Here is a 12,634-nt window from a genome sequence, read left to right as displayed (position 1 = left end):
CGAGTCTGTTTCTCCAATTCCTATTTTAGATGGAACAAAGCCCTGCCGCAACACATAGCGGCAGGGCTTTGCTTTTATCATACTGTTTTTCGTTTCAGCCGTTCATCCGAGCCATGACGGATCCATTTCCCGCTTATCATCCTCCACAGGAACACGACAAACCGGAAGATCCAATCGACACTCATGGCTATCCAAATCCCGATGACTCCCGTATGGAAAACCTTTACCATCAGATATGCGAGACATATCCGGAAAAGCCACATGGAGGCCACGGCGATCACCATGGTAAATGTCACATCTGACGCCGCCCGCAGCGCATTGGGCACAATAAAGGCCGGAGGCCAAAATAACATGGCGAACCCATGGAATACGATCAGGCCTGCAGCGATGGCTGCCGCTTCCGGGGACAGATTATATATACCGATGATCGGCTTATGCAGCAGGTCGATCACGACGATAATCCCGATCAGGATGGAATAATCCAGAAGCACCAGCTTCTTCGTATATTCCTTGACCTGGCCGAATTCTTTTGCTCCTACGCACTGAGATGCCACCGTCACAAGTCCCAGTCCGATGGCCTGTCCCGGCAGATATTCGATGCTGGCCAGATTTGTGGCCACTGCGAAACCGGCTATGGCGACGGTTCCCAAAGAAGACACGAGGCTCTGGACCATGATCTTTCCCAATTGGAACATACTGCTCTCCATGCCGCTGGGAATCCCTATCCTTAAGATCTGCCTGATCATGTCCGGTTCATAGCCCAGTCTGAGATGCTTGTCCACATGTACCTGATTTTTTTCATTTCGTATGATAACAAGCATGATGACCGCGGCGACCATACGGGAGATCAAAGTCGGAACGGCCACGCCTGCCACGCCGACACGCAGCACATAGACACCTATGGCATTTCCCGCAATGTTGATCCCATTCATGACCAGAGAGGTCTTCATGGATACCTTGGAATTACCCATGGCCCGGTAAAGGGCCGCGCAGGAATTATACATGGCCAGAAAAGGGAAAGAAAGAGAAGTAATATAAAAATACAGGCTGGCATCTGCCATTACGTCCGCGTCGATTTTACCGAATATGACGCTTAAAATGACCCGGTTCCCCACGAGAGCGATCACCATGATCGCCGCGGAGATTACCGTGGTCACAAGCAAAAGCTGATTCGCCGCCCGGCAGGCCCGCTCTTCATTTTTGCAGCCCAAGTATTGGCCGGCTACAACTGCGCCTCCGGTGGCCATCGCACCCAAAAGCTGTATCAGGAGCAGATTGATGGCATCCACCAGGGACACACCGGACACGGCTGCCTCTCCGACTCCTGCCACCATGACTACATCCACCATTCCTACCAGCACCGCGAGGAACTGCTCCACGATCAGCGGTATCAGCAGCCTCCTTAAATCCCTCTTTGAAAACATGTATTTTCCCCTGTTCCGTCCGCAAAGCTTTTCATACTATTTTTCTTATACCGATTCCGATTGTATCACCGAAGACATCCTTTTACAAGTCTTTTGCACCTTCTTTTTTCTCATCCTTTTATGTGCCGCATCCGGTCCACATCGTACCATTTCACTTCATATCCCGCCCCATGGGAGCAGAATATAGAGCAGGACGGATTTTCCAGATCCCGCTCCTTTACGTAGCCTGAGGCGGCTGCCGCCTCCTCCTGATCATGACAGGGCGCATATCCGTCCGGCTGAAACAAAGCGGTGCCGTCTCCTCTGCTCAAAGAAGCCAGCTCCAGAGGATATTCCATGAACTCCGACACGGGCCCCCTGCCGCATATGACCGTCCTTCCGTTCCCAGATTCCGGAGGTAAAAATGTTCCGTTTCGTTTTTGAATATCCATCATCACTTTACCGGACAGCCCTTCCGGTACTTCAATCTCAAAGCGGTACCAGGGCTCCAAAAGAATCGTCTCCGCCTTCTCCAGCCCCTGCCTCACCGCCCGGTATACTGCCTCCCGGAAATCACCGCCCTCTGTGTGCTTCAGATGGGCCCGCCCTGCTTTCAGGATGATATCCACATCGGTAAGCGGCGCCCCAGTCAGGATTCCTCTGTGTTCTTTTTCCAGAATATGGTGAAGGATCAGGCGCTGATAGCTGCCGTCCAGCTCATCCTGACTACAGTCTGAAAAAGCCCTTATCCCCTGTCCTCTTCCTCCCGGCCGCAGCAGAAGGTGAACCTCCGCATAATGACGCAGAGGTTCATAATGGCCATAGCCCATCACCGGCCCAGCGATCGTCTCCTGGTACAGAACCCGGCACGGGCCGAATTCTATTTCCATATGGAACCGTTCCATGATAAGCGCTTTCAGGATCTCCAGCTGGACGGTCCCCATGACAGATGCCTGGATTTCTCCTGTTTCTCTTTGATACCGGATAGCGAGGCCTGGCTCCTCTTCCTCCAGAATATGGAGATATTTGAGGGCTGTCAAACTATCTGTGCCGTCTTTGACCAACACCTGGACTGCCATCACAGGGCACAGGAGGTACGGCCCGCCGTCCTCCTCGTACCCCAGTCCCTGTCCCGGCCGGGTCCTTGTAAGTCCCGTGACCCCGGCCACTGTGCCGGCGCGGATTTCCTGTACAGTCTGATACCGGTCTCCGCTGTAAAGGCGGATCTGATTGACTTTTTCCTCCTCTTTTTCCCCCTTAAAACGTATGATATCCTTCACATGAAGCATTCCGCCCGTCAGCCGCAGAAACGTGATCCGGTTCCCCTGATCATCGTGAAGGATCTTATATACCTTTGCGCCAAAATCAGGGGATTCTTCCTTTTGATCTGTACACGCCGCAAGGAGCGACAGCAGCTCCGGCACGCCGTCCCCGGACAGCGCCGCGCCAAACAGACACGGGTATGCCAGCCGTTCTCTTATCTGTCTGCGGAAAATCTCCAGCCACCGGAGCTCTGATATCTTCCCTTCCAGATATTCTTCCAGCACCTCATCTTCAAGGGACGTAATCTCCTCTTTCATTTCTTCTGAAAACCGGATCTGCCCGTCCTCCGCCGCAGCCAAAGAAGCCGGTACGAACCCGGCTCCAAAAGCTGTCTCCAGCTGTTTCAATATGGCTTTTTCTCCGATGCCTTCCCTGTCCATCTTATTAATGAATAGAAACACCGGAAGCCCCTTTTTTTTAAGAAGTCTCCAAATGGTCTTTGTATGCCCCTGTATCCCGGCGTTTCCATCCACTACCAAAATTCCATAATCCAGGATGTCCAAAACCCGTTCCATCTCTCCGGCAAAATCCACATGTCCCGGAGTATCCAGCAGTATGAAACTCCTTCCGCCGAAATCGAGCGCTGCCTGGCGGGAAAAGACCGTGATTCCTCTCTCCCGCTCTATCCGGCTGCTGTCCAAAAAGGCGTCTCCGCGGTCCACCCTGCCCCGTTTCCGTATCATTCCCGCTTCATAGAGCATAGCTTCTGTAAGAGTCGTCTTTCCGGCGTCCACATGAGCCAGCATTCCCACTACCGTATCCATCTCAAACGCTCCGTTTCATCTGTTTTCTATGCAGTCAGAATTTTTCGATCCGGTCGATCGGGAATTCAAATATCGTGCAGCCGCCCACTTCCACTTCTAAAGGCACCGGCATATTGATTCCCGTATATGAGCCTCCCGTCAGGTTTCCGGAATTATCATAGCGTATGGCCCTCCGTTTTCCGGCATTTTCCCGGATGACGTTTACCGCGTCGTCCACCCGTTCATCCTCCGTACCTATCATGATGGTAGTGTTCTTTCCTTTCAGGAATCCGCCTGTGGTCGACAGCTTTGTCACAAAAAAGTTCTGCTCATTCAAGCATCTTACCGTATCCATTTCATCCTCGTGGTGGATGATCGCCATTATCATCTTCATATGCGTATCCTCCTTCAGCTTATATTTCTTATATTATAGCACGCTTCCCATTAAAAATTTGTTAGGATTTTATTACGTTCCATCTAAACTAGAAAATTCTTGTTTTCGCATGAATTTCGCCGTTCCAGGCATACTAAGCCTGAGGTGATAACGATGGAAAACCACAAAGAGTACAATGTAGCTGATGTTTCAACAAATACCCTGGATAAAATCAAAGCCCTGGAAAAAGAGCTGGAGAAGGAGACCAAAGAAAAAATCGTTCTGATCGCGTATAAAGAAACCGTGCGCTGAGCGCCGGAGTATTAAAAATCTCGGGCAAATAACACTCTGCGCAATATTGCCCCACAAAAAAGCAGAAGAAAGGCCGTTCTATCCATATAGACGCCTTCCTTCTGCTTTTTCATATTCATTATGGCCAGAGACTCAAATCACTCAGGCTTGAAAGCCTACTAAATACATGTTATTATGGTTAATATATTGGGAGGTGTAAAAATGAAAATTTCAACTAAAGGCCGCTACGCCCTGCGTATGCTTCTGGACCTCGCCGAGCGCCAAAATGACGGATACACTGCGCTCAAAGATATTGCCGCCCGCCAGGGAATCTCTAAAAAATATTTGGAACAGATTATCCCAATCCTGAATCAATCCGGTATCCTCCAGGCCAGCCGCGGTTTCCAGGGAGGATACCGGCTGGCAAAATCCCCCGATAAATATACGGTGGGAGATATTCTGCGCCTCACGGAGGGAAGCCTCTCTCCCGTCGCCTGTCTGGACCATGAGCCAAATCAGTGCAGCCGCTGTGACGAATGTGCCACGCTTTCCGTATGGCAGGGGCTTAACCGGGTGATCAATGAATATCTGGACAGCATCACCCTGCAGGACCTTTTAGACCGGCAGAGAGAACGGTACAGCAATGATTATATGATATAGCTCCTGGCTTTTAACTATTCAGAAAACATCGGAGTAGAAAGATACCGTTCTCCGGTATCCGGAAGCAGCGCCACGATAATCTTGCCCGCGTTTTCCGGACGTCTTGCCAGTACCGCGGCCGCCGATACGGCCGCTCCGGAAGAAATGCCCACAAGCACTCCTTCATTTTTCGCTAGGCTCCTGCCTGCTTCAAAGGCTTCTTCGTTCTCCACCAGCATGATTTCATCATATATTTCCGTGTTCAGGGTATCCGGCACAAAGCCCGCGCCGATACCCTGTATTTTATGCGGCCCCGCGGTCCCCTTGGATAGAACAGGAGAACCGGTCGGCTCCACGGCAACGACCTTGATATCCGGATTTTTCGATTTCAGATATTCTCCAACGCCTGTCACGGTTCCGCCGGTACCCACGCCCGCCACAAAAATATCTACCTTGCCGTCTGTATCCGCCCAGATTTCCGGTCCTGTTGTCTGCCGGTGAACCTCAGGATTTGCCCCATTGGAAAACTGGCTGGGTATAAAGCTTCCTTCTATTTCATCTGCCAGCTCCTCGGCTTTGGCGATGGCCCCCTTCATCCCTTTTATGCCCTCCGTCAATACCAGCTCCGCACCGTATGCCTTTAACAGGCTGCGGCGTTCTACACTCATGGTGTCCGGCATCGTGAGAATGATCCGGTAGCCCCTGGATGCCGCTACCGCGGAAAGACCGATCCCCGTATTGCCGCTGGTCGGTTCAATGATCACCGACCCCGGCTTTAAGAGGCCCTTTGCCTCAGCATCATCAATCATGGCTCTCGCTATCCTGTCCTTTACGCTTCCCGCCGGATTGAAATATTCCAGCTTAGCGAGGATTGTAGCCGAAAGCCCATGCTCCTTTTCATAATTCTTAAGCTCCAAGAGAGGCGTTCCGCCGATTAAATCTGTGATTCTTTCAAATGTCCGCATTCGTTATTCCTCCTGATCATTCCTATTATGATATTCTGTCAGTTTCCCGTACCCTTATGAAATCTTTTTAGCGGCAACATCGTTTCTTTTTTTTAGACTGTCTCATAACGATTCCTCTTTCTTTTATCTTATTAAACCTATCAATTTTATAGGTTTTATGATATCACTCTGATCTTGATCTGTCAATCCCTATTGTAACAAAGTACTTATTTTACTTTTCTGGATAAATTTACTTGACAAAGAAAAAATCCTTATGTAATATGTAAAGCATATCAATTCCATAGGTTATATGTGCTTGATATGTTTCGTATCCATAAAAAAGAGAATAGAAATGAAAGCTGAAGAGGTGCTCACTATGAACAGACATTCCTACCGATTTGAAACGATCCAGCTGCATGCAGGCCAAGAAGCCCCCGACTCCGCCACGGACGCGAGGGCCGTCCCTATTTATCAGACCACATCCTATGTATTTAAGGATTCCGCCCATGCGGCGGCCCGTTTCGCTCTCACCGACGCGGGCAATATCTACGGCAGGCTGACGAATTCCACCGTCGATGTATTTGAACAGCGCATGGCGGCGCTGGAGGGAGGCACTGCCGCGCTGGGCGTAGCCTCCGGAGCCGCGGCCATTACCTATACCTTTTTAAATCTTGCTCAGGCCGGGGACAATATCGTTTCTGCCAAAACCATATACGGCGGGACTTACAATCTGCTGGAGCATACGCTTCCCCAATACGGGATCACCGCCGTTTTCGTGGACGCGGATGAAGAGAACGCTTTTGAAAATGCCATAAACGAACGTACAAAAGCAGTATTCATTGAGACGATCGGCAACCCCAACGCCACTCTGATCGATATCGAAGCCGTGGCCGCTGCGGCCCACAAGCATAAGATTCCGTTGGTCGTGGATTCCACCTTCGCGACTCCCTTTCTGGTACGTCCCTTTGAATATGGCGCGGATATTGTAGTCCATTCCGCCACTAAATTCATAGGAGGCCACGGTACGGCCATCGGCGGCGTGATCATCGACAGCGGCAAGTTCGACTGGGAAGCCAGCGGCAAATTCCCTTCTCTCACCGAACCCAACCCCAGCTATCACGGAATCAGCTTTACAAAGGCGGCCGGAAATGCCGCGTTCGTGACTAAAATCCGAGCGATCCTCCTGAGAGATACCGGCGCGACTCTGGCCCCCCTCCATGCCTTTTTATTCCTTCAGGGTCTGGAAACCCTTTCTCTCCGTGTGGAACGTCACGTATCGAACGCGCTGAAGGTCGTGGATTTCCTCTCCAGGCATCCGCAGGTGGAAAAGGTCAACCACCCGTTTCTTCCCGATCATCCCCACCACGCCTTATATCAAAAGTACTTTCCCCACGGCGGAGTTTCCATATTCACCTTTGAGATCAAGGGAGGAGCCAAAGAAGCACAGGATTTCATTGACCGCTTGGAGATTTTCTCTTTGCTTGCCAACGTAGCCGACGTGAAATCTCTGGTGATTCATCCGGCCTCCACCACGCATTCCCAGCTTACGGAAGAAGAGCTTTCCGCTCAGGGAATCCATCCGAATACGATCCGCCTGTCCATAGGCACCGAGCATATCGACGATATCCTGGAGGATCTGGGCCAGGCGTTCGCCCAGCCAGCTGTCTGACCAAAAAGCCGGGGGGGCTTCACCCTCCGGCTTTTATCAATGGGCGTGTCCGCCGTTCTCTTGTTCCATCTGCTGAATCTCTTTTTCCTGCTGGGTGATGATGGCATTGGCCAGCCGGATCACCTCTTCCTCATCGGTATGGTTCAGAATGGCTTTTGACATATCTACCGCCATCTGATGATGCATCGACATCCCTTCCGCAAAAGCCCTGTCAAGGCTTTTTGCCTGGGAGTCATGAGCCATATGGTGACTTTTCATCATACCTTCGTATTCTTCCAGATAAAGAGTCTCCTGCTCCTCGTCCGCCTTTCCTTCGTCCAAGATCCTTGCGGCCATTTCACTCATCTGTTTTATCTCATCTTCCTGAGTGCTGATAATCTGTTCCGCAAGCTCTTTGAACTCACCTTTTTCTCCCGCGTGCTGCAGATAGCTCTGAGACATTTTAACAGCGGACTGATGATGAGGTATCATCTGATTCAAAAATGTCGCGGCTGCCGAGCCGGAAGGCTCCACATCATCCATCTTTTCCATCATCTCATCCATGATCTCATCCTGCTCGCTCATATACGCGTTCAATTCTTTTTTACTGCTGCCGCATCCGCTGAGCAGGACCAGCACGGCGGAAACAGCCAAGGCTATCCGGTATTTTTTCATATCGCCCTCCATCGGAACTATATTCTCATCCTATTATTTCCCAAAAGACGATATTTATGCCATCCTAACTTCTTGAGATTTCCGCGCGCGCCTTCACAGGAGCTCCCTTTTCCCTCCTCCTGAAAAAAACCCGGCGCAGCTTCTGCCGGCTGATATCATTGCCGATAAATACGGCTTTCCCTTCCTGATCCGTATCCATATCCATTACCGAATACTGGCCGTCCGCCACATCAAACCTAAACATCCGGCCGCCGGCCCGCAGGTGTCCCTTGGCCCGGAAAATGTCGCCAAACTGTCCATAGACGATCTGCTCCATTAAAAGGATCAGCCTTTCCGGACTTTCCAGGGAGACACCGTTCAGAGAAAATGTATCCGGCATCCCCTCTGTGTTCGCTCCCGCATCCTTCAGGACCTGTCCGTCATAGCCTGACTCCAGCAGTCTGTTCCACCAATCCGAACTCATACCGCTGTAATGCTCTGTGACTATCAGAGCATCCGGATTCCATTCTCTAAGCTTCTTTCCCAGAACTTTTCTTTCCTCTGCATCTGCCTGTTCCATCTTGGACGCGACTATAGTACGGGCGGATGCGATCTGATCCCTATAAAGCTCCGGAAACTCCCGGCGGTAACGCTCATAGCTGTGCCCGTCCACTATGGTGACGGGCGCCAGCAGTGAAATCCTTTCATATTCGATTTCCTGGAGACTCTGTATGATATTGCTCAGCATACCCACCCCTGTGGGCTCTATCACCAGATATTCCGGATCCACCGTATTGGCGATGGTCAGGACAGAGGCCGTAAAGTCTCCCTTCATAGAACAGCAGATACACCCTTCTGCCATCTCCCAAATGTTGACATTTCCCGCATCCATACTGTCTTTGAGCGTATCGCCGTCGACCCCAACGGAACCGTATTCATTTTCCAGGATCGCAAAATCCTTACCCGTATGCTTTGCCAATGCTTTAATAAAAGTAGTCTTCCCCGCTCCCAGAAAACCGGATATCACAAGTATCTTCATGAGCTGATTCCCTTACCTTTTCTATTATTTCCTGTACCCGGAATGAGACAGCGCCTCTCTCCGGAGAAACATAAGGCCCAATGCAGTGCACTGGGCCATGTTCATCAGTCTTCGATTTTTACGACCGGTTTGATCAGATCGGCAGGCTTGTCTCTCATCAGGAACAGCGCCTCTTCCACATGCTCCCAGCCCTCAAACACATGGGTGCTCAGAGGTGAAAGATCCAGCTTCCCGGATGAAACCAGCGCTCCCAGCTTCTCCATACGCAGGCGTCCGCCCGGCATCAATCCGCCGTTGATCTGCTTGTGGCCCATGCCCACGCCCCATTCAACACGAGGGATATCGATCACTTCACCGGAACCCAGGTAATTGACATTGCCAATTTTTCCGCCGGGTTTCAGGCACTTGACCGCTTCTGAAAAGGTCTTTACACTGCCTCCCGCGATCACGACCTTGTCCACGCCCTTGCCGCCGGTCATCTCCAGCACCTGCTCAGCGATCGGTCCGTTTTTATAGCTGACAAAATCTGTCGCTCCATATCCCTTGGCCGCTTCCACACAAACGGGCCTGGTGCCGACCGCGATGATCCTGGCGGCGCCGCGGAAATTCGCTCCCGCTACGGACATCAGGCCTACGGGACCGATCCCGATCACTAAAACGGTATCTCCAAACTGTACGTCTGCCAGCTCGACGCCATGGAACCCGGTGGGGACCATGTCAGAGAGCATGCACGCGTCCACCGTATTGATATTGTCCGGAAGCAGAGCCAGATTTCCGTCCGCATCGTTCACATGGAAAAATTCTGAGAACACGCCATCCTTGAAGTTGGAGAACTTCCAGCCTGCCAGCATGCCTCCTGAATGCATGGAATAGCCGGCCTGTGCCTCCAATGAGTTCCAGTCGGGAGTGATGGCAGGAACCAGGACACGGTCTCCCGGTTTGAAATCCTTGACAAGCTCTCCTACTTCCACTACCTCTGCGCAGCCTTCATGGCCGAGGATCATATTATGACGCTCTCCGATAGCGCCCTCCCAAAGCGTATGTACGTCGGATGTACAAATGGCGATTGCCAGGGGCTTACAGATTGCATCCATCGGCCCGCATTTCGGTCTTTCTTTTTCAATCCATCCCGATTCGCCAATCTTTAACATTGCATAACCTTTCATGTTCTATATCTCCTTTCCATCCTTCATTATCAAAAGATGTTTTAAGTATATCACTAAAAGGTTATGTAATCAATCAGTAACCTTTTGGCAGATTTACTAAAATCAGCGGACCTTATCTGTACTATTTGCCAGAATCCCTCCGTTCAGCTCTTCCATAATGGAAAGCGCCGAATCAAGCCCCAGCCCAAAGCGGCTGCAGCCCTCTTTTTCCATGGCAAAGATCGTGCCGGCCGTACGAATCCCTCCCGCCGCCTTCAGTTTGATCCTTCCCCCCGCCTGAGAGGCCATGATCTTTATGTGCTCCAGCTTCGTCTTCTCCACATACCACCCTGTGCTTGTCTTGACATAATCGGCTCCAGCTTCCGCGCACAGATCCACCGCCCGGCGGATCTCCTGCTCCGTCAGCCGGGGGGCTTCGATGATCACCTTCACCGGTATCCCGGAAGCATTCTCGATCACAGCCCTGATTTCTTCCGTCACCCAGGCATACTCACCGCTCCGGAATGCCGTCAGGTTCATCACCATGTCCATCTCCCCGCAGCCCATCTCCAGGAGTTCTCTGGCCTGTCTCCCTTTCTGAGCCACTGTGTCGCCGCCCCCCGGAAAGCTGATGACGCCCCCCGTGCGGATATCCGGCTCATCCCGCAGCTTTTCCGCCACATAGCTGCTGAATGCCGGAAGGGTAAATACACATACAAAGCGGTATTTCCTGGCCGCCTCTATCATCCTGCCAATCTCATCCCTGGTATGAAACGCCTGGACACAGCTGATATCAATATGTCTGGCCAGCCTCTGTGCTTCTATACTCCTGTCTTCCATTCTATTTGCTTCTCCCATGGCCGTGAATTTCGACCTCATACCGGCTTCCTATGATCTTCACATAGTCCATACATATGGGCCTGTCCTCATGATAGCAGACCCGGCGCACCATTAAAAGCGCATCCCTCGGTTTAATGCCCAGTATCTGAGCCTCTATGAATGTGGCCGATACCGCGGATATCCTGTCCTTCGTGCTGTCAATGGTGATCCCATATGTCTCCTCCAAAAACTGATAAAAGGCCACAAACTTGTCTTGATATTTTTCTATACCCGGAACGAAAGAATATGGAATGTAGTTTTCCATGATCGTCACTGGATTATCGTCCGCCAGCTGCAGGCGCTGCACTCTTGCAAGCTTCGTCCCGCTGGGTATCTCCAGCCCCTCTGCCATTTCCCCTACAGCATCCACCGTATCGATCATCATACTTCCCGTGGAGACCGAATAGCCCTTTTTTCTCAGGGATTCTGTAACTGAAGTCACCTTATTGTAATCCTGCGTCGCCTTATAATCACAGACCTTTGTACCACAGCCCTGCCGCACTTCCAGGATATTCTCCTGGCTGAGCATCTTCACCGCCTTCCGGACCGTGGTCCTGCTCACACCGTAAATCCCCTCCAATTCACTTTCCTTTGGAAGAAAGCTGTTGACCGGATAGGTTCCTTTTTGAATCTCAGCCTTCAGTCCCCGGTACACCTTCATGTAGACCGGTTCATTTGTCCTGTTGTTTTCCATTCTCTCCCACTCCATACGTACTTCATTACTGTGCCACAAGTTTATCATATTTAAGGGACCGTTACAACAAAGATAGGAAACGCCCCTCACTTTTTAAGTATTCTCTTTAAGCTGGCGGCGTCTAATAAATTCACCGTCTCAAACCTTCCTTTATAAAATACGGCCCAGTTATTGAAAACACAGGGCAGTTCCTTTGCTTTCTGCAGTGTGTCTACCTCTATAAAGGACACGGGGACGCCGTTTTGTTCACAATATCGTTTTACCCTCTCCACGTTCTGACAGATATAAGGGCACTGCATATCATAGTAAATCGTCAGTTCTTTATTTTCAATCTCCGGTTTTTTAACATGCTGTGAGAAGCTCGGCAGTGTTCCGTCAAATGAAAGCGCCAGCAGATTATATCCATAGTCAGTGGTATCGACAACCTCGAATCCAAACTTCTTCGCAAACGCCTGGTCAGACAGCCAGGACTTCTGTTTTTGTGCCCCGAGCATGCAGACACCGGATTTCCCCTTATCCCTGGCATCCGCCAGACAATATTCCATCAGGGACCTCCCATATCCTTTCCCCTTTTGGCCGCCTAAAACCCATAGACAGTACAGATAATAATAATTGTCGCCAATTATGGGAACCCATGCCGTTTCAAGAGGGGCATATTCAATAAAAACGACAGCCCTTTCATTTAGCTTTCTAAAAACGTGGCCTTCCTTCAGCCGTTCTGAAAGCCATTGCCGCTTAGCTTCGATGCCTTGATGAGGCTTTTTGCTGCGGATTATGCAGCATAAATGCTCATCGGCAAGGTTCTCTGTAGTTATGTTGATAAAATCAGGTTTCATGTACATCCTCTCTTTCAGGTTTC

General features: G+C 50.8%; 13 protein-coding genes. 3 read left to right on the top strand and 10 right to left on the bottom strand.

What is annotated here, in order from left to right; translation table 11 throughout:
* Nucleotides 1-77 precede the first annotated feature (77 nt).
* From H9Q78_RS12430 to H9Q78_RS12420, 3 genes are all read right to left on the bottom strand, one after another.
* On the bottom strand, nucleotides 78-1,424 hold the full coding sequence (locus H9Q78_RS12430; RefSeq protein ID WP_249302048.1) for an MATE family efflux transporter: 1,347 nt from the start codon (nucleotides 1,422-1,424) through the stop codon (nucleotides 78-80).
* 110 nt (nucleotides 1,425-1,534) lie between these two features.
* Complete coding sequence (locus H9Q78_RS12425) at nucleotides 1,535-3,490, bottom strand: elongation factor G (RefSeq protein WP_249302045.1); 1,956 nt, start codon at nucleotides 3,488-3,490, stop codon at nucleotides 1,535-1,537.
* 34 nt (nucleotides 3,491-3,524) lie between these two features.
* On the bottom strand, nucleotides 3,525-3,863 hold the full coding sequence (locus H9Q78_RS12420; RefSeq protein ID WP_147597387.1) for a cyclic-di-AMP receptor: 339 nt from the start codon (nucleotides 3,861-3,863) through the stop codon (nucleotides 3,525-3,527).
* 153 nt (nucleotides 3,864-4,016) lie between these two features.
* On the opposite strand from H9Q78_RS12420, the gene H9Q78_RS12415 reads away from it, so the two are divergent.
* Entirely contained in the window at nucleotides 4,017-4,154 is a 138-nt protein-coding gene (locus tag H9Q78_RS12415; RefSeq protein ID WP_249302043.1) for a hypothetical protein, read from the top strand.
* Between the two features lie 201 nt (nucleotides 4,155-4,355).
* Complete coding sequence (locus tag H9Q78_RS12410; RefSeq protein WP_249302041.1) at nucleotides 4,356-4,793, top strand: RrF2 family transcriptional regulator; 438 nt, start codon at nucleotides 4,356-4,358, stop codon at nucleotides 4,791-4,793.
* A gap of 14 nt (nucleotides 4,794-4,807) precedes the next feature.
* Here H9Q78_RS12410 and cysK read toward each other — a convergent pair whose 3' ends face one another.
* Nucleotides 4,808-5,737: a cysteine synthase A gene (gene cysK, locus H9Q78_RS12405; RefSeq protein ID WP_249302039.1), complete on the bottom strand. Its 930-nt coding sequence runs from the start codon at nucleotides 5,735-5,737 to the stop codon at nucleotides 4,808-4,810.
* A gap of 331 nt (nucleotides 5,738-6,068) precedes the next feature.
* Here cysK and H9Q78_RS12400 point away from each other — a divergent pair, with 331 nt between their 5' ends.
* A complete protein-coding gene (locus tag H9Q78_RS12400) occupies nucleotides 6,069-7,385 on the top strand; it encodes an O-acetylhomoserine aminocarboxypropyltransferase/cysteine synthase family protein (RefSeq protein WP_249302038.1) in 1,317 nt (438 codons plus the stop codon).
* A 36-nt stretch (nucleotides 7,386-7,421) separates the two neighbouring features.
* Here the strand turns inward: H9Q78_RS12400 and H9Q78_RS12395 are convergent, their stop codons facing one another.
* From H9Q78_RS12395 to H9Q78_RS12370, 6 genes are all read right to left on the bottom strand, one after another.
* Nucleotides 7,422-8,039, bottom strand: coding sequence for a DUF305 domain-containing protein (locus tag H9Q78_RS12395; protein ID WP_249302037.1), 618 nt, complete (start codon nucleotides 8,037-8,039; stop codon nucleotides 7,422-7,424).
* 64 nt (nucleotides 8,040-8,103) lie between these two features.
* On the bottom strand, nucleotides 8,104-9,057 hold the full coding sequence (locus tag H9Q78_RS12390) for a CobW family GTP-binding protein (protein WP_249302036.1): 954 nt from the start codon (nucleotides 9,055-9,057) through the stop codon (nucleotides 8,104-8,106).
* Nucleotides 9,058-9,161: 104 nt separating this feature from the next.
* Complete coding sequence (locus H9Q78_RS12385; RefSeq protein ID WP_249302035.1) at nucleotides 9,162-10,223, bottom strand: NAD(P)-dependent alcohol dehydrogenase; 1,062 nt, start codon at nucleotides 10,221-10,223, stop codon at nucleotides 9,162-9,164.
* A 102-nt stretch (nucleotides 10,224-10,325) separates the two neighbouring features.
* Entirely contained in the window at nucleotides 10,326-11,081 is a 756-nt protein-coding gene (gene deoC / locus H9Q78_RS12380) for a deoxyribose-phosphate aldolase (protein WP_249302034.1), read from the bottom strand.
* Entirely contained in the window at nucleotides 11,044-11,775 is a 732-nt protein-coding gene (locus H9Q78_RS12375; RefSeq protein ID WP_249302032.1) for a GntR family transcriptional regulator, read from the bottom strand. The genes deoC and H9Q78_RS12375 overlap by 38 nt, the downstream gene beginning before the upstream one ends.
* A gap of 86 nt (nucleotides 11,776-11,861) precedes the next feature.
* Complete coding sequence (locus H9Q78_RS12370; RefSeq protein WP_249302031.1) at nucleotides 11,862-12,611, bottom strand: GNAT family N-acetyltransferase; 750 nt, start codon at nucleotides 12,609-12,611, stop codon at nucleotides 11,862-11,864.
* Nucleotides 12,612-12,634 lie beyond the last annotated feature (23 nt).

This window comes from Qiania dongpingensis (assembly GCF_014337195.1).
Lineage (GTDB): Bacteria > Bacillota > Clostridia > Lachnospirales > Lachnospiraceae > Lientehia > Lientehia dongpingensis.
Note: the sequence above shows the minus strand (reverse complement) of the source record. Positions and strands in the feature narration are given on the sequence as shown.

Coding starts and splice junctions, on each gene's coding strand:
- H9Q78_RS12430 (WP_249302048.1), bottom strand. CDS start 1,424: ATGTTTTCAAAGAGGGATTTAAGGAGGCTGCTGATACCGCTGATCGTG.
- H9Q78_RS12425 (WP_249302045.1), bottom strand. CDS start 3,490: ATGGATACGGTAGTGGGAATGCTGGCTCATGTGGACGCCGGAAAGACG.
- H9Q78_RS12420 (WP_147597387.1), bottom strand. CDS start 3,863: ATGAAGATGATAATGGCGATCATCCACCACGAGGATGAAATGGATACG.
- H9Q78_RS12415 (WP_249302043.1), top strand. CDS start 4,017: ATGGAAAACCACAAAGAGTACAATGTAGCTGATGTTTCAACAAATACC.
- H9Q78_RS12410 (WP_249302041.1), top strand. CDS start 4,356: ATGAAAATTTCAACTAAAGGCCGCTACGCCCTGCGTATGCTTCTGGAC.
- cysK (WP_249302039.1), bottom strand. CDS start 5,737: ATGCGGACATTTGAAAGAATCACAGATTTAATCGGCGGAACGCCTCTC.
- H9Q78_RS12400 (WP_249302038.1), top strand. CDS start 6,069: ATGAAAGCTGAAGAGGTGCTCACTATGAACAGACATTCCTACCGATTT.
- H9Q78_RS12395 (WP_249302037.1), bottom strand. CDS start 8,039: ATGAAAAAATACCGGATAGCCTTGGCTGTTTCCGCCGTGCTGGTCCTG.
- H9Q78_RS12390 (WP_249302036.1), bottom strand. CDS start 9,057: ATGAAGATACTTGTGATATCCGGTTTTCTGGGAGCGGGGAAGACTACT.
- H9Q78_RS12385 (WP_249302035.1), bottom strand. CDS start 10,223: ATGAAAGGTTATGCAATGTTAAAGATTGGCGAATCGGGATGGATTGAA.
- deoC (WP_249302034.1), bottom strand. CDS start 11,081: ATGAGGTCGAAATTCACGGCCATGGGAGAAGCAAATAGAATGGAAGAC.
- H9Q78_RS12375 (WP_249302032.1), bottom strand. CDS start 11,775: ATGGAAAACAACAGGACAAATGAACCGGTCTACATGAAGGTGTACCGG.
- H9Q78_RS12370 (WP_249302031.1), bottom strand. CDS start 12,611: ATGAAACCTGATTTTATCAACATAACTACAGAGAACCTTGCCGATGAG.